We start from the raw sequence: 22,999 nt of genomic DNA on the forward strand, positions 1-22,999 counted from the left end.
GGCGTGGTTGACTGAGTCCATGACCCCTGCGGAGCCGCCCTCCCGCGCCGAACGCGTGCGCCGCGCGATTCCGCCGGCGCTCGTGCTCGCTGCGGCGATCGGCTATCTCGGCGCCGACCTGTGGATCGACGAGCTCCCCGCGACAGTGCCGGGCGATGTGTCGCCGTTGGTGCACGCCGCTCTGGTCGCCCTGCAGGCCGTCCTTCTCGTGTTCCGCCGGCGCGCACCCATCATCGTCTTCGCCGGAGCCGTGCTGCTCGACGCCGTGATCCTGGCGACCTCGGCGGGGGAGCTGGGGGTCGGCTCGCTGGGCGTGATCCTCGCCGCCTATGCGATGGCCCGGCGCAGCCCGCGCAACCCGGCGCTGACGGCGCTCGCCCTCGGCGCGCTCGTGACCACCGGAGTCGGTGCGAGTGCGCTGCTCTTGGGGTCACGCGAATCGGCGCTCGTCCTGATCCTCACCGTGATCGCCCGCGTGGTCCTGCAGTACGCGGCTCCCGCCGCCGTCGCCGAGTATGTCCGCGGTCGCGAGCGTCTCGCGGATGCACTGCAGGAGCAGGCGCGGATGGCCGAGCACGAGCGGCGCGAGCGCGCCGAGCGCGAGGTGCGTGCCGAGCGCGAGGCCCTCGCCCGGGAACTGCACGACATCGCCGGACACCACCTCTCGGGGATCGTCGTGAGCGCCCAGGCCGCCACCGCTCTCACCCGCAGTGATCTCGACCGGGCGCGGGAGATGATGCAGACGGTGCAGGACGATGCCCGCATCGCGCTCGCCGACCTCCGACGGACGGTCGGGCTCCTGCGCAGCGACGACGACACGCCTTCCGGTGCTCCGAGCCCCGTGCCGACCATCGCCGGCATCGGAGCGCTCGTGGACGCCGCGCGGGAACGGGGTCAACGCGTCGCTCTCACCACTGCCGGGGATGCTCGTCCGGTGGGTGCGCTCGCCGAGACCACCGCGTACCGGATGGTGCAGGAATCGCTCGCGAACGCCGCGAGACACGCGCCCGGAGCGGCGTGCGCCGTCACCGTACGGTTCGGAGCGGATGCCGTGCAGATCACGGTCGCCAACGAGCCGTCCGCCGAAGGCCGAACACGCGAGACGACGGAGAGGTCGGGCGTCGGCTACGGGCTCTCCGGCATGGCGGAGCGGGCCGAACTCATCGGGGCGCACCTGTCGGCCGGGCCCGACGACGGCGGCGGATGGACGAATCGCCTGGACATCCCCTTCGACGGACGGAGCGCCCCATGATCCGTGTCCTCATCGCCGACGACCAGGCCGTCGTGCGCGCAGGCCTCGCCGTCATCCTCGGAGCCGAGGCCGACATCGAGGTGATCGGCGAAGCGGTCGACGGCGCCGACGCCGTGCGTCTCGCCCGCAGCCTCCGCCCCGACGTCGTCTGCATGGACATCCGGATGCCGGGATCAGACGGCATCGCGGCCACCCGCGAGATCGTCGGAGACGCCGCCCTGGCGACCGACGTGCTCATTCTCACCACCTTCGATGTGGACGCCGACGTCTTCGCCGCTCTCGAGGCCGGTGCCGCCGGGTTCCTCCTCAAGGGCGCCGACGAGCACACACTGCTCGGCGCGGTCCGCTCGGTGGCCGCCGGCGACGGAACCCTCGACCAGCGGCTGACTCGTCGCATCCTGCACGAGTTCGGCGAACGCCGTCGAGCGAGCACCGCGCAGATGCCGGCCGAGGGGCCTCCGCTGACCGAGAGGGAACTGGACGTGCTCCGGCTCCTCGCCGAGGGGCTGTCGAATGCCGAGATCGCCGACCGCCTCTTCGTCGAGCTGACGACCGTCAAGTACCACCTCGCCGGCATCCTCCAGAAGACCGGAGCCCGCGACCGCCTGCAGGCCGTGCTCTGGGGAATCAGGGCCGGGATCGTCGAAGCCGGGTGACAGCGGTCGCGCAGTCGAGAGCCACACGGGGCTCGACGTCTATCCGTTCTGATTCGCGTCCCGCGACGTGGGCTCGATGAGCCGGAACAGCCCGGTCATGTCGCCGGAGCTGAAATCGCGAGAGGCGTAGAGGCCGGCGCCCTCGGCGGTCGAGAACAGTCCGACGAAGGCCGTTGCGGGGGCGACCTCAGCGATTCGCTCGGCGAGTCGGTCCAGCATGCGCGCCCCCAGGCCGGTTCCCTGGAAGGCCGGGATGACAGCGAGATCCTGCACGTAGAAGTACTTCACGCCGTCTCCGACGACGCGCCCCATGCCCACGGGCTCGTCGCCGGCATACGCGACCACGCCGAAGGTGGAGCCGGCCAGCGAATCCGCGATCGTCGCCCAGTCGAAGGCGTCGTGCCAGCCCACCGACTCAGCAATCGATCGATGCTCTGCCGCAGTGGCCACGCGGTCGAGGATTGTTGTCGCGTCGGTCATCTCGTTCCGTTCGTGTGTCTGGGGTGTAGCGATGTCGACACCCGGATCGCCGTGATCGAGCGCTGCCGAGCAGTCTGCCACGGTCAGCGCGGTCAGGCGAACGTGCCCAACGCGCGCCGGTAGCTGTCGCTGTTCTCCCGTGTCGCAGAGGTCGTGAGAAGGGCGTTCTCGCCGACTCTGTGGGTGAACTCACCTGCACAGGGAATGGTCACGATCTTCGTCAGGCCGGCACGCCACGCCGGGATCAGTGCCGGCAGATCCCGCCGTTCGGGTTGGTCTTCGAGTCGTGCCGGCATCGCCGCCAAATGAGCCTCCGCTCCCTTCTGCGACCAGGTGGCGAACGATCCATGGTCGAACGCGGTGTCGCCGAACTCGTCGCGCCAGCTGGGTCCGACTATGCGGTGGAGAAGCTCAGCGCGTTCGGGTGAACCGTCAGCGGTGGTCCGAAGCTCGTCGAACAACCGCGGATCCTGGTCGCGGCCGGCGTGAGCCAGGGCCGCATGCCAGATGCGGGGCCACGTGGCACCCCACTCGTCGCGAGTGGCGGCACGGACTGCGGGATCCGGAACGGCGACGGGCGTATCCACCAGCAGCGGAGGCAGGTCATCGCCTTCGGGCTGCAGTTCGTACGCTTCCCGCAGCCAGAGCAGCTCCATGAGGATGTGCGGGCTGTCGTCGACCGTGATCGACATGTCGTGCGGCCACGGGTTGCCCGGCATCGGTGCGCTGGATCTCATGGTCCCCCTTTCCGGCCCACCCATCCTGGCGGTCTCGCCTGCTCGAAGCAACGACCTGCAGGGGTTGCAGTCGAAGTTGGGGCGGAGTGCATCGACGTGCACTCCGCCCCATCTCGATCCTGAGGTCAGCCCGCGGCGGGCGCGATCTCGTTCGGCGTCACCTCGAGCTCGGTGCTCGCGAGCACCTCACCGGTAGTCAGGTCGACCGCATGCACGCTGTTCGCTGCCGGTTCGGTGACGTAGGCGATGTTCCCGGCGACGACGATGGCGGGGTGGGCGTCCTGCCATTCGGCCGGGCCCTCCCACGCCTCGACGACGGGGAAGCTGTCGGTGATCTCGCCGGACTCCGGGTCGAGCACGTGGATCGATCCGTCGCTGCTGAGGATGTACGCGAGGTCCTCCGGTCCGCGCACGACGTCGCGGAAGGTGTACTCGACGCCCTCGGGAAGGTCGACGACCTCGAGCGTCTTGGCCTCGGTGTCGATCAGAGTCACGGCGCTGAGCAGGTAGCCCTCGGCGTCGATGTCGTTCTTGTAGTCTCCGACGATGATCGGGCTGGTCTCGCTGACGTAGGCGTTGCCCATGCGGCCGTAGGGCTGGTCGGGAGCATCGACCTTCGTGATCTCGCCGTCGTGGTAGATGATCGCGCCGTTCTCGCAACCGAAGACGACGGCCTCATCCTTCGCGGTGCCCTCGCCGTGCACGCCGGGGCACTGGTCCGACGACGCGATCTCGGCGCCCTCAGCATCCTTCGCGACGATGCCGTTGCGGCCGTCGGCGTTGCCCACCGTGGTCAGGAAGGTGCCGTCCTCGAGCACGACCGAGACGCCGTGGTGCGCCTCGACACCCGGGATGGTCTCGACGTCTGGAAGGCCGTCTGCGCTCGCCAGGTCTGCGGTGTCGAAGATCGTGGTGTCGCTCGTGCCGTCGGCGTAGAGCACGGTCTTGTCGGCATGCCGAACGACGTGACCCGGGGTGTCGGCCTCGAAGATCGTGTCGGTGAGCTCGGGCTCGTCGGTCGATCCGGCGGCCGTGTCGAGCACCTGGAAGCCCTCGCTCATGGTGACCATGACGTGTCGGTCATCGCCTGCGGGGTTGAGGCGCGTGAACGGCTCGGACTCGAAGTCGGCCACGGTGTCGAGGGTCTCGCCGTCGAGCACGAGGATGCCGCCCTCATAGGCGACCGCGACGCGGGGGCCCGGTTGCGAATCGGAACCGCTGCCGTCGGGGGTGGATGCCGGCGCGGTCGAGCCGCCGGCGGCGCACGACGCCAGCGTGACGACGGCGCCGAGCGCCGCGGCGCTGATCAACGCGCGACGAAGGGGGGAGGTTCGCATGTGCTTTCCTCTTTCTCTGTGGTGAGGCCTCACTGGGTGAGACCGGTGGTGATGCGTTCGGTGTTGACGCGCATCATGGTCAGGTAGTCGGGTGCGCCCTCGTCGGGTGCGGTGAGCGACTCGGTGAAGAGCTCGATGACCTCGACTTGCACATTCGCCTCGCTCGCGAGGGCCTGCACCAGGCGGTCCGGCGAGGAGGACTCCGCGAAGATCGCTGGCACCCCGGTCTCCTCGATCGCGTCGACGAGGTCGGCGAGGTCGGATGCCGAGGGTGCGGCGAGCGTCGTGCCACCGGGGATCACCGCGCCGACGATGTCGAAGTCGAAGCGCTGAGCGAGGTAGCCGAAGACGTGGTGATTGGTGACCAGCGCGCGTCGATCATCGGGGATCGTGGCGAAGGCGTCGGCCATCTCCGCGTCCAGCTCTCGGAGCTCCTCGCGGTAGTCCGCGATCGTCGAATCGAGCGCCTCGACATCGATGCCGTCGAGCTCTGCGAGCACCGGCCCGACGGCATCGACCACGTCGATCATGCGCTCGGGGTCGGTCCAGAAGTGCGAATCCGGCATCCCCGCGGCGTCGCCCTCGCTGTAGTCGAGCACCTCGATGACATCCCCCGCCACGAACGCGGGCACGTCGGCGGCCCCGTCGAGGTGCTGCTGCAACCCCTCCTCCAGGCCGAGCCCGTTGGACACCAGCAGGTCGGCGCTGCGCAGAGTGGCAGCCTCCTGCGCCGAGATCTCGAACGAGTGCGGGTCGGCGTTGGGCTTCATGAGCGTCACGACCTGCGCCTGGTCGCCGACCAGCTCTTCGACGACGTCGCCGAGGATGTTCGTCGAGACGACGATGGTCGGGCGGGAGTCGCTTGCTGTCGAGCAGGCGGCGAGGCCAGTAGCGGTGAGGCCGACGAGGGCGAACGTCGCGAGGAGGCGTGCGGGGCGCATGTCAGCGTCCTGTCTCGGCGACGAACGCCGGTTCGGTGGCGGTGTCGAAGGTGCGGGCGACGCGCGCGGCATCCGCGTAGTCGATCTCGTAGAGCCTGTGCTCGGCCGGTGCGCTCAGGTAGGCGCGGTGCTGATCGGCGATGAGCGTCGGCGTCATGCCTGCGGCGAGGGACTCGGCTGCGAGTGGCGGTGTCTCCGCGAGCACGGCACCACTTTCGTCGTCCAGCACGAGCACGCGGCCGTCCTGCGCGAGAGCGAGCAGGTGGCCGTCTTCGTCGTCTACCGCAGTCACGTGCACCAGTGGTGCGGGGGAGGGGAGGAGAGTCCACGACCTCGCGCGGGTGTCGAGCACCCAGATCCCTTCGGAGCCGGCGAGCCCCGCGACGGTCGGGCGTCCCTCGCGGTTGTCGAAGTCCGTGACGGCCGGCGCAGTCGTGCCTTCCGGGTAGGGGATGCGCTCCACTTGCAGCTCATCGCCGTCGACGTGCGCGAGGAGGGCGCCGTCTGCGCATCCGACGACCGCACCGACCCGCGTGGTGATCGTGCCGGCGGGAGCAACGCACGACTCATCGAGACCGGTCTCCTCGCCATCGGCGGTGTACCCGCGCACACTCGTGCCGATGCCGTCAGTCGCCTCGGTGACCAGTGCGAACGAGCCCACCGGCACGACAAGACCGTCGTGCGGCTCGCGCTCGATTCGGAACAGCTCGCTGATCTCGCGCTTCGACAGCGCGTGGGTGTCGAGCAGCACGGCATCGCCGGAGCCCGCGAACGAGATGCCGGTGCCGCCGGTCGTGGAGAGATTGGTCGTCGCGATGGTGGCGTCGCCTTTTCCGTCCACCGCGCCGAGCAGAGCGGGTTCAGCGCGGTAGTAGTGGAAGTGATCGACGTGATCCCAGGTCCAGACGCCGCTGTCGACGATCTCGACTCCGTCGCTCGTCTCTGCGAACAGGTACCGTCCGTCGGTCGTCATGTCGGTGGGCGCCGGGATCTCGCCTATGTCCGTGACGCGCTCGTCGAGCAGGTCCAGGTGGCTGACGGTGCCGTGCGGATCGATCGAGGTCAGGCCGAGCTGCGGTTCGGCCACCTCTTCCGCGCCGGCGATGTCGCCGTGCCCGTCGTCCGTCGTTCCGCTCGAGGGCGGCTCGGCGGGGGTCGTGCCGCAGGCGGCGAGAGCGACCGTGAGGGCGCCGGTCAGGGCGAACAGAGTGATGCGAGAGCGCACGGGGTCCTTCCTTGTCGTATGTCGTGCGGGAGGTCGCGTCGTCGCGACAGCGGGGTCAGACGTGTTGCGTCCGGGCCACGCGAGAGTCGAGGGCTGCCCGCACCGTCCACGAGAGGCAGGCGAGCAGGATCGCGGATGCCGCGACGGAGGCGCCGGCTGCCGTTGCGGCGTACCAGGACGCGAGAAGGCCGAGGAGCACGGCGGCCACGCCGAAGAGCGCGGACAGTGCCATGCGGGTCGGGATGCGGGTGGTCCAATGGCCGGCGGCGACGGCCGGGGCGAGCAGCAGTCCGACGACGAGCATCGAGCCGACCGCCTGGTAGGACGCGACGACGGCGAGAGTCACGAGCCCGACGAGCGCCGCCTGTGCGATCTGCGGACGCAGCCCCAGCACCGATGCGATGCGCGCGTCGAGGGACAGGGCGACGAACGAGCGGTGGAACAGCGCGGCGACCATCAGCCCGATCGTGGCGGCCGCGGCGAGCAGCACGAGGTCGCCGGAGCTGATCGCGAGGATGTCGCCGAACAGGATGGCGGTCGCATCGGTGGCGAAGCTGCCGGAGTGGGAGATGATGATGACCCCCAGCGCCAGCATCGACACGAACAGCAGCCCGATGCTGGTGTCGTACGAGAGGCGAGCGCGCCGCTGCAGCGCGCCGATTCCCAGGCTCATCGCGATGGCGCTGAGCGCTCCGCCGACGAGCACCGGCAGCGAGAGCACGGTGGCCAGGGCGACGCCCGGAAGCATGCCGTGCGCCAGTGCTTCGCCGAGGAATGCCATTCCGCGGATGACCACCCACGTGCCGACGATCGCGCAGAGGATCGCGACGAGCGCCCCGCCGAGCATCCCCCGCTGCAGGAAGTCGAGGGTGAACGGGTCGAGAAGTCCGGTCGGATGAGCACTCACAATCTGCGAGCCTAGACGTTTTTGAGAATGATTATCAAACTCATAAAGTGAAGTCATGACTTTTCTCGGATCGGTCCAGACCGTGGCCGCACGCCTGACGGGCATCAACGTCTCCTTCGACGGTCGCGCCGCGCTGTCGGGCATCGACGTCGACGTGCCATCGGCGACGGTGACCGTCATCACCGGCCCGAACGGAGCCGGCAAATCGACGCTGCTCGAGGTCCTCGCCGGAACGCGGGAGCATGCCGGCGAGCGGAATGTCAGCGGGAGCGTCGCCTTCGTGCCGCAGCGAGCGGCGATCCCGCAGGGGCTCCCGGTCTCAGTGAGAGACGTGGTGAGCGTCGGTGCGTGGGGCCGGCTCGGACTGTGGCGACGAATGGATGCCACGTCGCGCGAGCTCGTCGAGCGATCGATGGATCGACTCGACATCGGCGCGCTCTCACGGCATCCGTTCGCGTCTCTCTCGGGTGGTCAGCAGCAGCGCACCCTGCTCGCCCAGGGTCTGGCACGTGACGCCGACCTGCTGCTGCTCGATGAACCGACGACGGGTCTCGACGCGACGAGCGGACTCCGCATCCGAGAGGTGCTGCGCGAGGAGGCGGCGCGCGGTGTCGCCGTCGTCTGCGTCTCGCACGACCCCGCTGTCATCGGCGATGCCGAGCACGTGGTCGCCCTGATCGAGGGGCGAGTTCGCGTCGACGGCTGATCCGTCGTAGAGCCTGCTGACCTCTCTTGACCTTGACACCATGACAAGGTGTGAAGTGTGATGCGGAGGTGGTTTTCATGAACGACAACAGCCCGACGGCACAGGTGACACGGCTTCGCGATGCTCTGCGCGCAGCCGACGCGTCCGCTCGACTGCAGGCAGCTCTCACGGCGGGCATCCGTGCAGACGACGCATATCTCTCGACCCTCATCGACCGGTGTGCGGTGGAACCGGACTTCTACGTGCGCGACATGCTCACGTGGGCGATCACCCGTCACGATCGCACCCGGGCCGTCGACCTCTTGCTGCCTGAACTCCGTTCCGCGAACCCGCAGGCACGGAGTCAAGCACTGCACAGCCTGTCGAAGATCCAGGACCCTCGGGCCTGGCCGGCAATCACGACCGACCTGCTGCGCGATGCGGATGCAGAAGTCGCAAAGACGGCATGGCGCACCGCGGCAGGACTCGCGCCCGAGAGCGAACGCGGCGAGTTGGCTCGTGAACTCGGGAGGAACTTCGGCCGGGGCGATGGAGAGCTCCAGCGCAGCCTCAGCCGCGCGATCGCCATGCTCGGTCCCGCGGCCGAACCAGTGGTCGAGGAGGCCTCCGAGTCCAGGGACCCGGGCGTTCGAGCTCACGCTCTCGCCACTGCGCATGTGATGGCGAACCCCGACGACAGCTTCGAGACCGCCGTCGAAGAAGCACGACGCGTGGCCGCGCTTCGCGCTGCGCCGACGATCGAGGGCCACTGACCGTGCTGATCGGCGAGGTCGCACGGCGAAGCGGAGTCAGTGCACGGATGCTGCGCCATTACGACCGCATCGGTCTCCTTTCGCCATCCGCGCGCACGGCGAGCGGCTACCGGCAGTACACGGAAGCGGACCTGCAGCGACTCTTCCATGTCGAGAGCCTGCGCTCGCTCGGATTCAGCCTGTCGGAGATCGCGACGAACCTCGACATCGACGACTTCGCCCCGGGGAAGCTCGTCGACCAACTCGCTGAGCGCGCTCGGGTGAAGCTGATCGCGACAGAGGAGCTTCTGTCACGGCTCGAACGAATAAGAGCGAGCGAGCCTCGCGGCTGGTTGGACGTGCTGCGTATCGTCGAACTCATACGCGGGTTCGACTCCAGCAGTGCGTCCGACCGGCAGCGGTTGGCACTGTCGTTGGACACGGTCGACGAAAGCAGCACCGCAGTTCTCGTGGAGGCCGTGCTTCGCGAGACTGAGCCGAACGTGGCCGGTGCGCTCCTCTGGTCGATCGCTCGAATGGGTGACGCCGCCGTACCCGCACTCACTCGAGCGCTCGACTCGCACGAGCAGTCGCGATGCCGTCGCGCGCTCGAAGCGCTGCTGAAGATCGGGACGCCGAGATCGCTGGCCGTCGTCGCTGCACGAACCGCCCACAGCGATGGACACGTGCGCGCGCGGGCCAACCTCATCGCGGGCGCGAACGGCGACGACCGAACCGTTCCGTCGCTGGTCACGATGGTGGCGGTGGGTGAGTTGGATATCGAAGCGGCAGAGGCGCTCGAGACCCTCGCTCAGAGCGAGCAGGGTGCGAGGCGCGTGGCCCGCCAGGCCGGCATCGCCACCCATGCCGCGGACGCGAACGGGCGCCGACGCCTCGCGGGAATGCTCGCCTCCATACCGGGCGCGGAAGCGGAAGCGACTCTGCGCCTGCTCGCGACCGCCGCCGACAGCGCCGTCGCACTGACCGCCCGTGCCCACCTCCAGGCTCGCGCCACCTGAAGGAGACGAGGGGAGGCTGCCCGCTAGAGCAGCCGGCGCTGCGAGGCCCACACCGTGAGCTCGTGTCGCGAAGACAGCTGCAGCTTCCGCAACACCGATGAGACGTGCGTCTCGACCGTCTTGATCGAGATGAACAGCTCGGCGGCCACCTCCTTGTAGGCGTAGCCGCGGGCGATCAGCCGCATCACCTCCTGCTCGCGCGCCGACAGTCGGTCGAGTTCGTCGGTCGTCGTGGCGATCTCGCCGGCGACAGCGCCGAACGCATCGAGCACGAACCCGGCGAGCCGCGGCGAGAACACCGCATCCCCGCCTGCGACGGCGTGCACTGCGCGGCTGACCTCCCCGCCCGATGAGCCCTTCGTGATGTAGCCGCGCGCCCCAGCGCGAATCACTCGCACGACGTCGGCTGCGGCATCCGACACGCTCAGGGCCAGGAACCGGGCCGTCGTCGGCAGCGAGCCGCGGATCACCGACTCGCCGCCGGTGGAGTCGTCGCCGCTGCCGCCGGGAAGGTGCACGTCGAGGAGCACGACATCGGGCACGGTCTCGCTGATCATCGCAATGGCGGACGGCACGTCGGCCGCCTCGCCGACCACCTCGACGCTCGCGTCGAGATCGGCGCGGAGCCCCGAGCGGAAGATCGAGTGGTCGTCGACGATCACGATCCGGATGCTGTCAGCCACGAGCGTCCTCGCCTTCATCCGTGTTCCCCTGCGCGTTCGGCGCCTGCGCGTTCGCCGCTCCCCGGGGCACGGTTGACAGTCGCAGATGCACCTCGGTGCCGCTCTCGTCGCTGCGCACGGTGCCTGAGCCCCCGGCTCTGCGCATCCGACCGATGATCGACTCCCGCACGCCCAGGCGGTCGCTGGGCACGTCATCGAGCCGGAAGCCGGAGCCTCGATCGCGCACGAACACGTCGACGTCGGTCGTGGTGCCCTCGATGTAGACCGAGACCTCGCCCGTCGCGTGCCGTGCTGCGTTCAGCATCGCCTCTCGCGCCGCCGCGGCGAGTTCCCCGCTCGCGCGCTCCGTGGAGAGGCCGGCCGAGACCACGTCGATCCGCACCGGATAGTCGAGCTCGAGGCCCCCGGCGTAGTCGCGCAGGTCGGTCGCCAGATCGCTGTCGGCCGGGGCATCGCCGTCATACAGCCAGGCGCGCAGCTCACGCTCCTGCGCTCTCGCGAGCCGAGCCGCCTCGCTCGATGCTCCCGCCCTGTTCTGGATCAGCGCGAGAGTCTGCAGCACAGAATCATGCAGGTGCGCGGCCATCTCGCTCCGCTGCTCTTCACGGATGCGCCGCACACGCTCGCCCGCCAGGTCGCGCCACCGCGGGATCAGGGTCGACAGCAGCACGGCGAGGATCCCGGCGAGCGGGACCAGCACGAGCGCGACACCTGTGCTGCCGACCGGCCGGGTCAGGAGCAGACCGAACAGCATCGCGAGGAGTGCGACCGAGAGGATCCGGACCAGCATCGTGTGCCGAGGTCCGCGGGCGGTGTCGGTCCGATCGATCAGGGTCGCCCACAGCCCGGCCCCGGTCGCCGCCCCCACGGTGCCGAACATGACCACGGCCGCCGCATCCGGTGGAATCGTTCCTGAGAGCCAGTCGCTGCCCCCACGCCAGAAGAGCACGATGAGCATGCCGACGGCTGCAGGTGCGAGCAGCATCCAGGCCACGGGCACCCGTCGCGTCGGAGTGTCGTCGCCGTCCGTCCAGGGCGTGAAAGCCCAGCACCAGGCGTAGAGCAGGATGCCGGCCCCGCCGCACATCGTGAGAGCGATGAAGAGCGCACGGACCATCCACACCCGCACACCCAGGTGACGGGCGAGACCGGCGCTGACACCCGCGACCAGGCAGTCGCGGTCGCGCGTCAGCACTGGACGCGGCTCGGGCTGGGGGTCTTCTCCCGCTCGCGGCGACACGGCGGTGCGAACGGGTCGCGCAGAGGCGGTCGCGGAAGAGGACATGCCGCCATCCAATCATTCGTCGCGCGGATCCGGGGCCTCCCCGGACGAGAATCAGGGGCCGCTCAGGGGTTCACCCCATGGCAGGGATCCGACCGGGGGAGACAGGATTGACGCATGACGATTCCGACTGCGCCACCGCCTCCCGCCGACCAGGCCGCCCCGCCGAGGCCGGCCGTTCCGCACGGCGCCGAGCGCTTCCTCCTGTGGGTCGCCGGTCTCGGCGTCGCCCGCTCCGACGGCTGGCTCGGTGGGGTCGCCGCCGGCATCGCGGCCCGGCTGCGGATCGATCCGCTGATCGTGCGCGGCGTGCTCGTGGTGGCAGCGCTCTTCGGTCTGCCGGTGATCTTCCTCTACGCCCTGGCCTGGGCGCTGCTGCCGGATCTCGACGGCCGGGTCCACGTCCGCGACCTGCTGCATCGGGACTACCAGCCCGTGCAGCTCGGTCTTCTGGGCATGGCCATCGTGGGGCTGATTCCGACGGCTCCGCTCACCGGACGCCTGTTCGGGTTCGGATACGAGAGCTGGTCGGCGCTGGCGGTGTTCAGCTGGATCGTCGGGCTGGTCGTCGTGGGCGGCCTGCTCTTCCTGATCGTGCGTGCTGCGAGCCGCACCCCGGGTGCTTCCGCGCCTGATCTGCCGGTGGGTTCCGCAGATCAGGCGGCCCCGGCGGCATCCGTTCCCCTCGGCGGTTCGGGTACCGCCGAGGGGACGGATGCCACATCCGCAGACGCGGAGTACACGGCGCCCGCCTCCTTCGGCGACGACGTCGCGCCTGCTCCTCCCGCGCCGCTGCCCTCCGGGGTGGAGGACCCCGCCGAGGTCGCCGCGTGGCGGACCCAGCACCGGGCGTGGAAAGAGCAGGATCAGGCGTGGCGCCGGCGGCAGCAGGATGCCGAGCGCATGGCCCGCGACGAGGTCAGACGCGAGCGTCAGGCGGAAGCCGCGGTCTTCGCCGCCGAGGCCGCGGAACGCCGTCGCATTCGACGCGCCTCCCGTCCGCGCGCCGGCTTCGCGATCGTCGCCTCAGTGCTCGGCCTCGCCATCGTGGTCGGCGCCCTGGTCGGGCTCGGCAGCGGCGACGCCGCCGTCGGGGGTGCCCTCGGCCTGCTGTCGGCGGCGCTGGTGCTCGCGATCGGAATGATCGTGGCAGGTGCCCTCCGACGGCGCGGCGGCTTCCTCGCCTTCACGACCGTGCTGACGCTCGTCGCCGGACTTGTGGCGGGCGGGTTCTCGGCCTTCCAGGGCGTGAGCGTCGGGTGGGCATCGATCTCGAACAACGAGGCGGCACACGTGCGCCAGCCGTTCGGCGACCTCTACATCTCACTCAACCAGCACCGGGACGCTCCGCGCCCGATCGTCGTGGAGAAGGGCGCCGGTACCACCTGGATCTCGGTCGACCCCGGTGTGCAGCTGCAGCTGCGGGCGACCGTCGGAACCACCGACGTGAGCTGGACGCGCGTCGAGGCCGACACTGGCACGATCGTCGACAGCGGCACGTGGACGGCGACGGAACGCGGCGGGGACTCGGTCGTGGCCGAGGCGATCTCGGCCGAGAACGCACCGACGACGACCGTGCAGCGCGTGACCATCGATCAGGACAGCGGCGAGATCAACATCACCCTCATCGAGGCTGAGGAAGAGGACGAACGATGAGCACTCAGACGACCACCGAAGCGGGAACAGCAGCGGCGACCGCGGCATCCGCACCCCACACCGAAGCGGTCACCCCGCCGCGCACACGCTGGGCGGCCATCGTCTGGGGTGTCCTGTTCGCCGCCGTCGCGGCGACCTCGCTGTGGCTGATCGCCGACGACGACCGCCGCTCGGGCGTCGCCGACTGGGCGCTCACCCTCACGCCCGTCACGATCAGCACTCTGATGATCCTGACCATCGGCGTGCTCGTGCTCGTCACCGGTGCGTCGGCGTTGCTCCGGACGGTGCAGCGCCGGACGACCGTCAGCGCCCCGCGGTCTCCTCGTTCGAGCGCCACATCGCTTCACTGACCCGCGAGGGAGAATCGTGCTCGTGCTCTAGCGCCGCGCGTTCGTAGAGAACGGTCACTGCCTCAGCCAGGGCCGAGTTCACGCCCGCGTCCTTCGACGCGGCGGTGACGTGCTGCATGGTGGTGACGGTGGAACCGATGGTCGATGTGTCAGCAGGATAGGCCCGGTGGTCAGAGTCGTGAGCGAACTCCGGGCCGATCTGAGCGGCGAGGTTCACCATCGCCGCCAGATGCGGCGCGATCACTTCGCCGGCGATTCCGTGTGCCTTCGCCAGCGCTGTGCCATGCGCCCATGCTGCGAGGGTCGTCCAGAACACACCGAGCAGAGCCGTGTCGAATGAGGCGGGTAGCTCGTGGCGACTGCCGAGCACCGAGACGTCTGGGGCGATCGACGCCAGCACCGGCATCGCGTCGTCGAGGTTCGACGTCGCCCCTGATATGAGCATGCGCGAATCGGGCTGACCGACGATCGTCGAAGGGGTCAGCATTACCCCTGAGAGGTAGCGCATGCCACGGTCGCGCGCCCACTCGCTCAGCGCCAGGGCGGTCGCAGGCGTATCAGAGCTGAGGTTGACGATGAGTGTTCCGGCTGCCGCCTCGGATGCATCTTCGAGGATGCTGTGTGCCGCAGCGTTGTCCAGGACGGAAAGAATGCTGAGGTCGGCGCCAGCGAGCGCCTCGGCTGCATCGGCAGCTACCGATGCCCGACTGGCGAAGGCTGACGCGCGGCCAGCGGTTCGATTCCACACCGTGACCGTCTGGCCCTGGTCGATCAGGTGGGTGGCTATGGCGGCACCCATGTGCCCGAGTCCGAGTACTGAGATCTTCATGACAGTCAGCGTGGGGGACTGCCAGCCGGATGGCAAGTAGCCACCTTTAAGTGCGGTAGCCACCTGAATGACAGTATTGACGCATGGCAGCGATCTTCAGCGGAAGTCGATACTCATGTGGGTTGGATGCCGCAGTGTCCGTGGTCGGAGGCAAGTGGAAGCCCCTGATCCTCTGGCAGCTCCACGCTGCGCCCAAACGACATGGTGTGCTTCGCCGCTCGATGGCCGGCATCAGTGAGAAGGTGCTCACTCAGCAGCTCCGCGAACTCGAAGCGCATGGCATCGTGCGCCGGGAGGTGTTCGCGGAAGTGCCGCCGCGCGTCGAGTACTCGCTGACCGAGCTGGGGCAGAGTCTCAACGAGGCACTGCGTGCGCTCGGCGACTGGGGTGAGGAACACGCAGATCACATCCTCACCCTGTCCGACACGGTGTGACACGTGGCGGAGGTCGCGAGAAGACCGCTTTCGAGGGCTGCTTCATTTTTTCGTTCCTGCTGCGCCGGGGCGGATGGCGTCTGATTCGAGATGAGTGATGCGCAGCACGACGTTGCCCCGCTTGCGTCCGGTGTCGACGTAGCGATGCGCCTCGACGATGTCGGCCAGATCGAAGGTCCGGTCGATGACGGGCCGGAAGCGACCGGAATCCGCGAGGCTGACGAGGTACGCGAGGTCGTCTGCTCCTGGTCTGCCGACGTTCCAGGTGACGAACTTGCCCGAGCGGCGGGTGTGCCAGCGGCTGCTCACCATCGACCGCAGATCGCTGATGACGAGCAGCAGCGCTCCTCCGGGGTTGATGAGTCTCCCCACCCGGCTGAAGGGGGCGTTGCCGACGCAGTCGACGATCACGTCAAACGTGTCGCCTCCCGCGGTGAAGTCCTCTCGCGTGTAGTCGATGACCCGGTCGGCGCCGAGTGATGTGACCAGCGGGGCGTTGCCGCCGCTCGTCACGGCGGTGACGTCGGCTCCGAGTTGCTTCGCGAGCTGGATCGCGGCGGTGCCGACCGCACCGGAGGCACCGTTGACGAGTACCGAGGTGCCAGGGCCGATCGCGACCTGCGTGAAGAAGCACTGCGCGGTGATGCCGCCGAACACCAGCGTCACCGCCTCCTCGAAGGTCATGGTGTCGGGAGCCCTGGTGATCGGGCCGTCGGCGGGCAGGCGCACGTACTCGGCGTGACCGCCGAACGCTCCGCCCGTCGAGGCGATGACCCGGTCGCCGGGCGCGAAGGCGGTGACGCCCGCGCCGACCGCCGCGATGACTCCCGCGGCGTCCATGCCCAGGATCGGCCGGCTGGGGCGGAGCACGCCGAGCCCGATGGCGGCGAGCACCCCGAGGCCGGCAGGGATGTCGCGAGCGCGGGCTCGGTGGTCGCCGACGCTCACCGTGCTCGCGTGCACCCGGATGAGCACCTCGCCGGGCTTGGGAGAGGGGATCGCACGCTGATCGAGGTGGACCTCCTCGGGGGCGCCGAAGCGGCTATAGACGGCCGCGGTCATGGTCGTGTCAGTTGTCATGACTCGATGCTCGTCGTCTCGGCGATGCGCGTCATCGGCCGGGAGACCCGAACCGGTCGGCCGAAAGTACGGCTCCGAGTCCGTGCCGACGGCCGATGCCCTGGGCGCTCGATCAGGCGAGCATCGAGACATGTCGCAACAGATCAAGGCCACCCGCCCGACCGCCGAACAGAAGGAGCAGCGTCGGCGATCGAAGAGCGGCTGGCTGGCGATCACCGGCCTTCTGCTGCTCAGCGCCCTCCCCGTGCTCGGCGGCGTGCTTCGCCTGCAGGAGGTGAGCGGGGAACCCGCAGAGACACTTCTCTTGGCATCGACGGTCACGATCGTCGCGCACATCGTGGCGATGACCGCGTACTGCATTCTCGGGGCCTTCCAGTTCTCGCCGGCTCTGCGCACGCGGCGCGGTTGGCACCGCACGGCCGGCCGTGCACTGATCCCCGCCGGATTCATCGCGGCGCTCTCAGCCCTCTGGCTCGCGGTCTTCTTCGGTGGCCCTTCCGATGAGCTCGCGCTCGCGATGGTCCGCCTCGTCTTCGCCGTGGCGATGACACTGTTCCTCGTGAGGGGCGTCATCGCGATCAGGCGCCGCGACTTCGTGGCGCACGGAGCCTGGATGACCCGGGCGTACGCGACCGCCGTCTCGGGTGGAACCCAGGCACTCGTCTTCGCGGTGTGGACGATCCCTCTCGGCGACGTCGACGCGTTCGGAGAGGCCTGGCTCGTCGCGGTGGGCTTCCTGATCAACAGCGCCGTGGCGGAACTGCTCATCCGACGACGGTCAGTCCGCCAGCCGGGCGGGGTGTCGCGCCGTGGTGCGCTTGTATCATGACACCGTGACCGGGCTCGTGCGTTCCGCGTGGGGTGCGCCGAGCGCTGTGCCCCCTCCTCCTCTCCGGGTCTGGCGGGATTGGGCCCTCCTGGTCCTCGTCGCCGTGTCGGCCGTGGTCGAGGGCTCTCTCAGAACCGACCTGTCGCAGCCGCTCCTCGCCGTGATCGCGCTGCTCGCCGTGCTGCCGACCGTGCTGTGGCGCCGCACGAAACCGCTCCTCATGCTCGTCATCGTGATGGTGCCGCTCGATCTTCTGCTGCCCGACTCGGCGCTGTATTCGAGCCTCTTCATCACGGTGATCGTGTACTCCCTCTACCGCTGGGGGTCGGGTCGCGACCTCGTGCTCGGGTCGGGCGTGCTTCTCGCAAGCCTCGCCCTCACCTTCGCTCGTGGGGAAGGCGTCGATGAACTCATCGGTGGATTCGCGCTGCTGTTGTCGGTGGCCCTGCTCGGCATCGCCTTCCGCTACCGGGCGGGGGCGCGGCAGCGCAGCCTCGACCGCATCCGGATGCTCGAGCGCGAGCACCTGGCCCGCGACCTGCACGACACGGTCGCCCACCACGTCTCGGCCATCGCGATCCGCGCCCAGGCTGGCATCGCAGTGGCGGAGCGAGACCCTCGCGCAGCGCAGGACGCGCTCGGCGTGATCGAGGCGGAGGCAGCCAAGACGCTGAGCGACCTGAGATCGATGGTGCGGGTGCTGCGGCAGGGCGAGACAGCCGAGCTCGGGCCGAGTCCGCGGCTGGACGACATCGAGCAGCTCGCCGGAACGAGGCCGGGAGGTGCGGCAGTCGTCGTGGAGGTCGCAGACGATGGTGACAGCATCCCGCCGCCCGTCGCCGCCGCGGTCTTCCGTCTCGCGCAGGAGTCGGTGACCAACGCCCTCCGTCACGCACGGCAGGTCACCCGTGTCGACGTGCGAGTGCAGGCAGACGCAGGCGGGGTGCGGCTGAGCGTGACGAATGACGGAGACGTCGCCGCGTCGCCGACGCCCGGCTTCGGCATCATCGGCATGATGGAGCGCGCCGCACTGCTCGGCGGCACCTGTCAGGCGGGCCCGGCATCCGGCGGCGGATGGGTCGTCACCGCGGTGCTGCCCCGTGTCGGGTGGGCGCCATGACGATCCGAGTGCTCGTCGCCGACGACCAGGAGCTCGTGCGCACCGGGCTGAGCATGATCCTCGGCGCCCAGCCCGACATCGAGGTCGTCGGTCAGGCGGCCGACGGCAACGAAGCGGTCGCCCTTGCCCGCAGCCTGCGACCCGACGTGTGTCTGTTCGACATCCGGATGCCCCACCTCGATGGCATAGAGGCGACCCGCGTGCTCGCCGGCCCCGGGGTGGATGACCCGATGGCGGTCGTCATCATCACGACCTTCGACCTCGACGAGTACGTCTTCGCGGCACTGCGCGCCGGTGCCAAGGGCTTTCTGCTCAAGGACGCAGGGTCGGAGCTGCTCGCCCAGGCGATCCGCGCTGCTGCGAGCGGGGATGCCCTGATCGCGCCCAACGTCACGGTGCGACTGCTCGAGGCCTTCGCCGGGTCACGCCCAGCCGCGCCACCCCTGCAACCGGTCGAGCCGCTCACCGAGCGCGAGGAGCAGGTGCTCGCGAAGGTCTCGGCTGGTCTGAGCAACGGCGAGATCGCGCGCGAGCTGTTCATCACCCTCAGCACGGTGAAGACGCATGTCGCGAGCCTCATGACCAAGCTCGATGCCCGCAACCGGGTAGAGATCGCCATCTGGGCGCATCAGACGGGGCGCATGCGCGCTCGAACCGCGGGCGAGGAACCACAGGGCCGATGACGGCGGATGCGGTCTCAGCGCTCGGCCGCACTCGCCTCCCGCACCTTCGCCTGCCCGACCGACCAGACGAACTCGGGCGTCCGGCCGTTCACGGCGTGGTCGCCGAGCTGTCGGGCCTTGAAGATCCACGGGTTGTGCGATGACACCGTGCGGGCGTTCCGCCAGTGGCGATCGAGAGCGATACCCGACCGCACGGCAGAGGCGCCGAGCGTGTCGAACAGCCGCGAGGCGGCGCGGGGCACCAGGTCGGTGAGCACGATCTGCGCCTGCGCGGAGCGGAGTTCGGCCGCGATCACGGCAGCCTCTGTCTCCGGCGTGCCTACTACGTCTGCTGCATGTTGCACCGCTCGAGCGACGTCGAGCACGAGCGCTCTGGCCGTCGTACTCGTCGCCGTCAGCTCTCCGACGATCTGCAGGATCTGAGGGTCGTCGGCCACTCGTTCGGCGCTGCCGTGGCTGTAGGTGCGAGTGCGTGCCCGCACCTGAGCGACCGTGTCGCGCTCGATCGCGGCGGCGATCCCGGCCAGCACCGACAGCAGCGTCAGCTGATACACCGCCGTCTGGAAGGGGAAGCGTGACGTGAACGGCTCGACGTCGTCATCGTCGACCGAGGCGTCCGTGAACACGGCCGTGCCGGTGCCCGTCAGCGGCTGCCCGAAGCCGTCCCAGTCGTCGGAGACCTCCACTCCGTTCTGATGCCTGCGGATGAGGGCGGTCACGGTCGTGCCGTCGAGATCGACGGTCGCGTCGATCCACTCCGCGAAGATGCTGCCCGTCGTGTAGAACTTGCGTCCGTCGACGCGCCAGCTGCCATCGGGGCGCCGGGCCAAACGCGTCGCGTTCGTGCCCACTGCGGCTGCACCGTTCTCCGACCACGCGTTGCCGACCAACTCCCCGTCGGCGATGCGCTCGAGCCAGCGGGAGCGCCGCTCGCTCGGCGTCGCAGCCAGGATGTGCTCGACGTACGCGATATGGCCACGGAAGATCTGCGGCAGGTTCGAGTCGGCCGCGGCGAGCTCGATCAGCACCTCGGCGAAGGACTCCCAGTCGAGCCCGAAACCGCCGTGCTCGATCGGCAGCCTGAGCCGGCCGAAGCCCGCTTCGCGAAGGGCGGCGACCTCGGCGAACGGCAGCTCGCGATCCTGCTCCCTCGAGACCGTGCCCGCCCCGATCTCGGCGAACACGGGGCGCAAGCGCTCCCGGATGGCGTCGAGCCGTCGTGTCTGCTCGACCATCAGGTGTACAGCGAGATCGGCTGGAGCTCGCCGTTCAGCGTCCAGGCGCCGACCTCGAGCTTTTTGTAGTCGATGGGGTCATGCAGCGAGTGCGTGCGGATGTTCCTCCAGAACAGGTCCAGGCCCACGTCCGCGCGGGCGGAGCTCGATCCGGTGATCTCGAAAATCCTGTTCGCGACCTCGATGCCGACCTCGGTAGAGACGACCTTGACCTTGGCGATCTCGATGGCGAGCTCCCCGCGGCGCTCGGCTGTCACGCCGTCACCCTCGGCCACGACCTCGTCGAAGAGACGTCCGGCGCGGTCCGCCAGCGCCTCGACCGCCGCGATCCGCGACGAGAACTCGCCGACGACGCGCTGCACGAACGGGTCGTCCCGGTACGAGTCGGCCTGGCTGAGGAACCAGGCGCGCGGACGCGCGCGGACGATGTCGAGCCCTCGGGCGAGCGCACCCTCGGCGATGCCGAGGTAGAGGTTCCCGAAGGCGAGCTGGATGCCTGGCGTGATGAGAGTGGAGAACGGCTCGTCGCCGAGCTCGCCGAGCACATCGTCGACCGAGACGCGCACGTCTTCGAACCGGACGGAACCGCTCGCCGACAGTCGCTGTCCCAGCGCGTCCCAGTCACCGAGATACCGGATGCCGTCACGGTCGTGGTCGAGCACGACGAACAGCACCTGGCCGTCGCGCTGGCCGCCGCGGACGAGCGCGGCCGCCAGCACGACGTCGCCGGCCGAGGCGCCGGTCGAGAAACGCTTGAGGCCGTTGAGTCGATACCCCTCTCCGTCGACGGTCAGCTCGAGGTCGGGGTCGGTCGGGTTCACGGAGTCGCCCCACACCCATCGGCCCTCGGTGGTCTTGCGGTGCCATTCCTCCTGCACCGACGGTTCGGCCGCGAAGCCGATGTTGCCCGAGTTGATGTAGTGGTAGGCGAGGACCTGGGCGACCGAGGCGTCGGCGCGGGACAGGATGCGGATGACGAGGAAGGCCGTCTCCCAGTGCGCGCCGCCACCCCCGAACTCGGCGGGCTGCAGCATCGTCACCAGCCCCGCATCGCGGAGCAGGTCGAGCTCGACCGTCGGGTCCTGATTCGCTCGGTCGCGCTGCAGCGCATCGCTCTCGAGCTCGGCGGCGACGCGCTCGGCGACGCTGCGCCAGTGTGCGCGCTCCGCGGCATCCGCCGTTCCAGTCCAGCGGCTGCGCTTCGTGGTCTCTGCGATGACGCTCATCGTGCGCCCTCCTTCTCGGTGAGTTCTGTCAGGTCGTCGGGTTCGGCGGAATCGGCGGCTGCAGGGTCAGTGACCCCGGCCGCGGCATCCACCAGCGGCCCGCCGAGCGTGCCGTCGAGGGCCGACGCGGCGCCCTCGTAGGCGCCGCGGTAGGCGTGCGCGGGATGCCACTCCGGCACCACGGCGGAGCCATCGCCGCTGAGTCGCCCGCGCAGCGTGCCCTCGGGGTAGTCGTCCCAGGTGCGCCCGCGGAGGCGGAGTTCGGGGACGAGGTGATCGACAATGTCCTCGAACGATGCTGGCGTCACGACGTAGGCGATGTTGAAGCCGTCGACGCCTCCGACTTCGATCCATCGTTCGAGCTCGTCGGCCACGGTCTGCGGGCTGCCCACGATGACGGGACCGATGCCGCCGATCCCGACGTAGTGGGCGATGTCGCGAGGCGTCCACTTGCGATCCGGATCGGCTTTGGTGAAGACCGAGAGAGCGGATCGTCCGGCATCCGTGTCGACGTACTCCAGCGGCACATCGGGGTCGTACTGCGACAGGTCGAGTCCCGTCCACCCGGCATAGAGCGCCAATGCGCCCTCGACCGAGACGTAGCGGCGGTAGTCATCCAGCTTCGCCTGGGCCTCTTCGTCGGTCGCCGCGACGACGACAGTGACCAGGGTGAGGATCTTGACCGAATCCCGCGGGCGTCCGAGAGCCTCGGCGCGATCGCGGATGTCATCCGTCACCGGACGCGTCGCCTCCGGACGCAGCCCGTTGATGAAGATCGCCTCGCCGTGCTTCGCGGCGAACTGGCGTCCGCGGGGTGACGCGCCCGCCTGGAAGATCACCGGGGTCCGCTGTGGGCTGGGTTCGGCGAGGTGGATGCCGGGAACCCGGTAGTGCCGCCCCTCGTGGCCGATCGGGTGCACCCGTGCCGCATCCGCGAAGACGCCCGATTCGCGGTCACGCAGCACCGCATCGTCTTCCCACGACCCCTCCCACAGCTTGTAGGTGACATCGAGGAACTCCTCGGCGATCTGGTAGCGGTCGTCGTGGGCGATCAGCGCGTCGAGTCCGAGGTTGCGGGCCGCGGAGTCGAGGTAGCTGGTGACGACGTTCCATCCCACACGTCCGCGCGTGAAGTGGTCGAGGGTCGAGAAACGGCGGGCGAGTGCGTACGGCTGCTCGTAGGTGGTGGCGACGGTCACACCGAACCCGAGGTGCTCGGTGGCGTGCGCCATCGCGGAGATCTGCACGACGGGATCCCCGAGCGGAACCTGCGTCGCGTCCCCGAGCGCGGTGGCGGCGGAGTCGCGGTAGACGTCGTAGGTCCCGAGCACGTCGGCGATGAAGATCGCATCGAACCTGCCGCGCTCGAGGGTCTTCGCGAGATCCACCCAGTAGTCGAGGTCGTGGTAGCGGTCGGCCTGGTTGTCGGGGTGCCGCCAGAGTCCAGGGGCCTGGTGAGTCACGCAGGTCATGTCGAAGGCGTTCAGGATGATGCGGCGTGACATGGTGCTCCTCAGGAGATCGGGGACTTCGCGACCATAGCCACTCGAGCAGTGCTGCGACCCGCCCGATGACTCCTCGCGTCGCTCCACGACGAACTG

The 22,999-nt window shown here is 69.3% G+C and carries 24 protein-coding genes; 11 read left to right on the forward strand and 13 right to left on the reverse strand.

What is annotated here, in order from left to right; all coding sequences use genetic code 11:
• The first annotated feature begins 19 nt into the window (after positions 1 to 19).
• Together FIV50_RS03420 and FIV50_RS03425 are read left to right on the forward strand one after the other, a co-directional pair.
• Positions 20 to 1,252: a sensor histidine kinase gene (locus FIV50_RS03420; protein ID WP_140036200.1), complete on the forward strand. Its 1,233-nt coding sequence runs from the start codon at positions 20 to 22 to the stop codon at positions 1,250 to 1,252.
• Entirely contained in the window at positions 1,249 to 1,908 is a 660-nt protein-coding gene (locus tag FIV50_RS03425) for a response regulator (protein ID WP_140036201.1), read from the forward strand. Before FIV50_RS03420 ends, FIV50_RS03425 begins: the two co-directional genes overlap by 4 nt.
• Positions 1,909 to 1,947: 39 nt before the next feature.
• On the opposite strand, the gene FIV50_RS03430 is transcribed toward FIV50_RS03425, so the two are convergent.
• The 6 genes from FIV50_RS03430 to aztB form a co-directional block, all read right to left on the reverse strand.
• Positions 1,948 to 2,388 (reverse strand): GNAT family N-acetyltransferase, encoded by a 441-nt coding sequence (locus FIV50_RS03430; protein WP_140036202.1) that lies wholly within the window; start codon positions 2,386 to 2,388, stop codon positions 1,948 to 1,950.
• Positions 2,389 to 2,480: 92 nt separating this feature from the next.
• Positions 2,481 to 3,125: a hypothetical protein gene (locus tag FIV50_RS03435; RefSeq protein WP_258184392.1), complete on the reverse strand. Its 645-nt coding sequence runs from the start codon at positions 3,123 to 3,125 to the stop codon at positions 2,481 to 2,483.
• Positions 3,126 to 3,250: 125 nt separating this feature from the next.
• Positions 3,251 to 4,462 (reverse strand): zinc metallochaperone AztD, encoded by a 1,212-nt coding sequence (aztD, locus tag FIV50_RS03440; RefSeq protein WP_140036203.1) that lies wholly within the window; start codon positions 4,460 to 4,462, stop codon positions 3,251 to 3,253.
• A 29-nt stretch (positions 4,463 to 4,491) separates the two neighbouring features.
• Positions 4,492 to 5,403, reverse strand: coding sequence for a zinc ABC transporter substrate-binding protein AztC (gene aztC / locus FIV50_RS03445; RefSeq protein ID WP_140036204.1), 912 nt, complete (start codon positions 5,401 to 5,403; stop codon positions 4,492 to 4,494).
• A gap of 1 nt (position 5,404) precedes the next feature.
• On the reverse strand, positions 5,405 to 6,628 hold the full coding sequence (locus FIV50_RS03450; protein ID WP_140036205.1) for an ABC transporter: 1,224 nt from the start codon (positions 6,626 to 6,628) through the stop codon (positions 5,405 to 5,407).
• Positions 6,629 to 6,683: 55 nt separating this feature from the next.
• Positions 6,684 to 7,535 (reverse strand): zinc ABC transporter permease AztB, encoded by an 852-nt coding sequence (aztB, locus tag FIV50_RS03455; protein WP_258184393.1) that lies wholly within the window; start codon positions 7,533 to 7,535, stop codon positions 6,684 to 6,686.
• Between the two features lie 55 nt (positions 7,536 to 7,590).
• Here aztB and aztA point away from each other — a divergent pair, with 55 nt between their 5' ends.
• The 3 genes from aztA (at position 7,591) to FIV50_RS03470 (ending at position 9,991) form a co-directional block, all read left to right on the forward strand.
• Positions 7,591 to 8,241, forward strand: coding sequence for a zinc ABC transporter ATP-binding protein AztA (aztA, locus tag FIV50_RS03460; protein WP_140036207.1), 651 nt, complete (start codon positions 7,591 to 7,593; stop codon positions 8,239 to 8,241).
• Between the two features lie 77 nt (positions 8,242 to 8,318).
• The gene (locus FIV50_RS03465) at positions 8,319 to 8,993 is read left to right on the forward strand and encodes a HEAT repeat domain-containing protein (protein ID WP_140036208.1); all 675 of its coding nucleotides are present in this window, start codon (positions 8,319 to 8,321) and stop codon (positions 8,991 to 8,993) included.
• A 2-nt stretch (positions 8,994 to 8,995) separates the two neighbouring features.
• Complete coding sequence (locus FIV50_RS03470; protein WP_140036209.1) at positions 8,996 to 9,991, forward strand: MerR family transcriptional regulator; 996 nt, start codon at positions 8,996 to 8,998, stop codon at positions 9,989 to 9,991.
• 23 nt (positions 9,992 to 10,014) lie between these two features.
• Here FIV50_RS03470 and FIV50_RS03475 read toward each other — a convergent pair whose 3' ends face one another.
• Positions 10,015 to 10,674, reverse strand: coding sequence for a LuxR C-terminal-related transcriptional regulator (locus tag FIV50_RS03475; RefSeq protein ID WP_140036210.1), 660 nt, complete (start codon positions 10,672 to 10,674; stop codon positions 10,015 to 10,017).
• Positions 10,667 to 11,959 (reverse strand): ATP-binding protein, encoded by a 1,293-nt coding sequence (locus tag FIV50_RS03480; protein WP_140036211.1) that lies wholly within the window; start codon positions 11,957 to 11,959, stop codon positions 10,667 to 10,669. Before FIV50_RS03480 ends, FIV50_RS03475 begins: the two co-directional genes overlap by 8 nt.
• A gap of 114 nt (positions 11,960 to 12,073) precedes the next feature.
• Here FIV50_RS03480 and FIV50_RS03485 point away from each other — a divergent pair, with 114 nt between their 5' ends.
• Together FIV50_RS03485 and FIV50_RS03490 are read left to right on the forward strand one after the other, a co-directional pair.
• On the forward strand, positions 12,074 to 13,612 hold the full coding sequence (locus tag FIV50_RS03485; RefSeq protein WP_140036212.1) for a PspC domain-containing protein: 1,539 nt from the start codon (positions 12,074 to 12,076) through the stop codon (positions 13,610 to 13,612).
• Positions 13,609 to 13,962: a hypothetical protein gene (locus FIV50_RS03490; protein WP_258184394.1), complete on the forward strand. Its 354-nt coding sequence runs from the start codon at positions 13,609 to 13,611 to the stop codon at positions 13,960 to 13,962. The genes FIV50_RS03485 and FIV50_RS03490 overlap by 4 nt, the downstream gene beginning before the upstream one ends.
• Here the strand turns inward: FIV50_RS03490 and FIV50_RS03495 are convergent.
• Positions 13,916 to 14,854, reverse strand: a complete 939-nt coding sequence (locus FIV50_RS03495; protein WP_219846250.1) for an NAD(P)-binding domain-containing protein — start codon at positions 14,852 to 14,854, stop codon at positions 13,916 to 13,918. The two genes, FIV50_RS03490 and FIV50_RS03495, sit on opposite strands and share 47 nt — an antisense overlap.
• Positions 14,855 to 14,925: 71 nt before the next feature.
• Here FIV50_RS03495 and FIV50_RS03500 point away from each other — a divergent pair, with 71 nt between their 5' ends.
• Positions 14,926 to 15,225, forward strand: coding sequence for a winged helix-turn-helix transcriptional regulator (locus tag FIV50_RS03500; protein WP_258184395.1), 300 nt, complete (start codon positions 14,926 to 14,928; stop codon positions 15,223 to 15,225).
• 42 nt (positions 15,226 to 15,267) lie between these two features.
• On the opposite strand, the gene FIV50_RS03505 is transcribed toward FIV50_RS03500, so the two are convergent.
• Positions 15,268 to 16,305, reverse strand: coding sequence for an NAD(P)-dependent alcohol dehydrogenase (locus FIV50_RS03505; RefSeq protein ID WP_219846251.1), 1,038 nt, complete (start codon positions 16,303 to 16,305; stop codon positions 15,268 to 15,270).
• Between the two features lie 130 nt (positions 16,306 to 16,435).
• Here FIV50_RS03505 and FIV50_RS03510 point away from each other — a divergent pair, with 130 nt between their 5' ends.
• The 3 genes from FIV50_RS03510 to FIV50_RS03520 are packed head-to-tail and all read left to right on the forward strand — an operon-like array spanning position 16,436 to position 18,937.
• Positions 16,436 to 17,134: a DUF2306 domain-containing protein gene (locus FIV50_RS03510; RefSeq protein ID WP_181164327.1), complete on the forward strand. Its 699-nt coding sequence runs from the start codon at positions 16,436 to 16,438 to the stop codon at positions 17,132 to 17,134.
• Positions 17,135 to 17,138: 4 nt separating this feature from the next.
• A complete protein-coding gene (locus FIV50_RS03515; protein WP_140036216.1) occupies positions 17,139 to 18,254 on the forward strand; it encodes a sensor histidine kinase in 1,116 nt (371 codons plus the stop codon).
• On the forward strand, positions 18,251 to 18,937 hold the full coding sequence (locus tag FIV50_RS03520; protein WP_140036217.1) for a response regulator: 687 nt from the start codon (positions 18,251 to 18,253) through the stop codon (positions 18,935 to 18,937). The genes FIV50_RS03515 and FIV50_RS03520 overlap by 4 nt, the downstream gene beginning before the upstream one ends.
• Positions 18,938 to 18,951: 14 nt before the next feature.
• On the opposite strand, the gene FIV50_RS03525 is transcribed toward FIV50_RS03520, so the two are convergent.
• The 3 genes from FIV50_RS03525 to FIV50_RS03535 are packed head-to-tail and all read right to left on the reverse strand — an operon-like array spanning position 18,952 to position 22,903.
• Complete coding sequence (locus tag FIV50_RS03525; RefSeq protein ID WP_140036218.1) at positions 18,952 to 20,172, reverse strand: acyl-CoA dehydrogenase family protein; 1,221 nt, start codon at positions 20,170 to 20,172, stop codon at positions 18,952 to 18,954.
• The gene (locus tag FIV50_RS03530; protein ID WP_140036219.1) at positions 20,172 to 21,398 is read right to left on the reverse strand and encodes an acyl-CoA dehydrogenase family protein; all 1,227 of its coding nucleotides are present in this window, start codon (positions 21,396 to 21,398) and stop codon (positions 20,172 to 20,174) included. Before FIV50_RS03530 ends, FIV50_RS03525 begins: the two co-directional genes overlap by 1 nt.
• A complete protein-coding gene (locus FIV50_RS03535) occupies positions 21,395 to 22,903 on the reverse strand; it encodes an LLM class flavin-dependent oxidoreductase (RefSeq protein WP_140036220.1) in 1,509 nt (502 codons plus the stop codon). Before FIV50_RS03535 ends, FIV50_RS03530 begins: the two co-directional genes overlap by 4 nt.
• Between the last annotated feature and the right edge of the window lie 96 nt (positions 22,904 to 22,999).

The organism is Microbacterium foliorum (assembly GCF_006385575.1).
Taxonomy (GTDB): Bacteria; Actinomycetota; Actinomycetes; order Actinomycetales; family Microbacteriaceae; genus Microbacterium; species Microbacterium foliorum_B.

Excerpts from the sequence above, each read along its gene's own strand:
- FIV50_RS03420 (WP_140036200.1), top strand. The coding sequence starts at position 20 with ATGACCCCTGCGGAGCCGCCCTCCCGCGCCGAACGCGTGCGCCGCGCG.
- FIV50_RS03425 (WP_140036201.1), top strand. The coding sequence starts at position 1,249 with ATGATCCGTGTCCTCATCGCCGACGACCAGGCCGTCGTGCGCGCAGGC.
- FIV50_RS03430 (WP_140036202.1), bottom strand. The coding sequence starts at position 2,388 with ATGACCGACGCGACAACAATCCTCGACCGCGTGGCCACTGCGGCAGAG.
- FIV50_RS03435 (WP_258184392.1), bottom strand. The coding sequence starts at position 3,125 with ATGAGATCCAGCGCACCGATGCCGGGCAACCCGTGGCCGCACGACATG.
- aztD (WP_140036203.1), bottom strand. The coding sequence starts at position 4,462 with ATGCGAACCTCCCCCCTTCGTCGCGCGTTGATCAGCGCCGCGGCGCTC.
- aztC (WP_140036204.1), bottom strand. The coding sequence starts at position 5,403 with ATGCGCCCCGCACGCCTCCTCGCGACGTTCGCCCTCGTCGGCCTCACC.
- aztA (WP_140036207.1), top strand. The coding sequence starts at position 7,591 with ATGACTTTTCTCGGATCGGTCCAGACCGTGGCCGCACGCCTGACGGGC.
- FIV50_RS03465 (WP_140036208.1), top strand. The coding sequence starts at position 8,319 with ATGAACGACAACAGCCCGACGGCACAGGTGACACGGCTTCGCGATGCT.
- FIV50_RS03480 (WP_140036211.1), bottom strand. The coding sequence starts at position 11,959 with ATGTCCTCTTCCGCGACCGCCTCTGCGCGACCCGTTCGCACCGCCGTG.
- FIV50_RS03485 (WP_140036212.1), top strand. The coding sequence starts at position 12,074 with ATGACGATTCCGACTGCGCCACCGCCTCCCGCCGACCAGGCCGCCCCG.
- FIV50_RS03490 (WP_258184394.1), top strand. The coding sequence starts at position 13,609 with ATGAGCACTCAGACGACCACCGAAGCGGGAACAGCAGCGGCGACCGCG.
- FIV50_RS03505 (WP_219846251.1), bottom strand. The coding sequence starts at position 16,305 with ATGACAACTGACACGACCATGACCGCGGCCGTCTATAGCCGCTTCGGC.
- FIV50_RS03510 (WP_181164327.1), top strand. The coding sequence starts at position 16,436 with ATGTCGCAACAGATCAAGGCCACCCGCCCGACCGCCGAACAGAAGGAG.
- FIV50_RS03520 (WP_140036217.1), top strand. The coding sequence starts at position 18,251 with ATGACGATCCGAGTGCTCGTCGCCGACGACCAGGAGCTCGTGCGCACC.
- FIV50_RS03525 (WP_140036218.1), bottom strand. The coding sequence starts at position 20,172 with ATGGTCGAGCAGACACGACGGCTCGACGCCATCCGGGAGCGCTTGCGC.
- FIV50_RS03530 (WP_140036219.1), bottom strand. The coding sequence starts at position 21,398 with ATGAGCGTCATCGCAGAGACCACGAAGCGCAGCCGCTGGACTGGAACG.
- FIV50_RS03535 (WP_140036220.1), bottom strand. The coding sequence starts at position 22,903 with ATGTCACGCCGCATCATCCTGAACGCCTTCGACATGACCTGCGTGACT.